At 65.2% G+C, this 1,056-nt stretch carries 1 protein-coding gene and 1 tRNA gene; both read right to left on the bottom strand.

Translation table 11 applies throughout. From position 1 onward, the window contains the following. Positions 1 to 265 precede the first annotated feature (265 nt). Positions 266 to 342 (bottom strand) — tRNA-Arg (locus FVW20_RS16425). A gap of 255 nt (positions 343 to 597) precedes the next feature. Beyond that, positions 598 to 1,056, bottom strand: a 459-nt coding sequence (locus tag FVW20_RS16420; RefSeq protein ID WP_196610433.1) for an ADP-ribosylglycohydrolase family protein, incomplete at its 5' end; no start/stop codon positions are given.

Raw genomic sequence — 1,056 nt, 5'->3', positions numbered from 1 at the left:
GGGGAGCGGCCCCCCCGGAGCCCGCGCTGACGCGCGGGCAAGCGGTGGCTGCCGTCGGCCCGTTGGCCGCAGGGCGCTGGGTACGCGGGGGGAGTGCGCGAGCGACCGCACCGACGGCAGCACCGACAGATGCAGTCCAGGGGGTGTAAAGCGCGAAAGCGGAAAGCAATGGCGGGTGGGCAACCATAGGGCAACCAAAACCGCCAAAACCGCAAGAACGACGAAGAGGATACGTTGACAATGCAACGTATCCTCTTGTTTTTTCTGGTGCGCCCGACAGGAATCGAACCTGTGGCCTACAGCTTAGGAGGCTATCGCTCTATCCGACTGAGCTACGGGCGCAGGAATCGAAGGTGTCTAGACGATGCCGTAGCGCATTGTCAAGGTCAACATCGGCGGCACGCGGCCTGGTGCAGGCAGGAACGCCTCTTTGGTTCATGGCGTCCGGGGATGCTGGGCAACCCATGGGCAACCAAAACCCCACAGCACGGCATTCACCCTCAAAAAAACCACAACGGAGGTCGCGCATCCACCTGCCCTTTCCAGGATGCCATGGCAAAAATTCAAGCAGTGGCCTACAGCTTGGGAGGCTGCCGCTCATTCAGATTTAGCCTGCTCGCCGCTACGTCCGTCAATCCCGCCCACAACCTGCCCGGCCAGCTGCTCGGCCAGTTGCTCGGCCAGTTGCTCGGCCAGGGCACGCAGTTCCTCGCCCTCTTCCAGTCCGTCGATGAACCGCTGCGGAATGCCGGACAACCCCACCTGCGCCCCCACCAGCGCCCCGGCAAGAATGGCGCGCACCTGGTTCTGCCCGCCGCCGTTCACCGCGTGCAGCACGGCGGACTCGAAGTCGTCGTGAAAGCGCGCCGCAAGATAGTAGGCTGCAGGAAGCATGTGGTAGATGGCGCAGGGCATGCCGTACACCAACGACACCTTCCACGCCGGTTCGATGCGGATGTCCGGGTCCGCCGCTGCCGCCGCCATGTAGCCGGGCGACAGCAGCGCATCGGGCGAGGCAAACCGCCCGGCGCGCGGCGGGTCCGGGTCGCCGGGGCG

The sequence above is a fragment of the Nitratidesulfovibrio oxamicus genome, assembly GCF_015731765.1.
GTDB classification, from domain to species: Bacteria; Desulfobacterota; Desulfovibrionia; order Desulfovibrionales; family Desulfovibrionaceae; genus Cupidesulfovibrio; species Cupidesulfovibrio oxamicus.
Note: the sequence above shows the minus strand (reverse complement) of the source record. Positions and strands in the feature narration are given on the sequence as shown.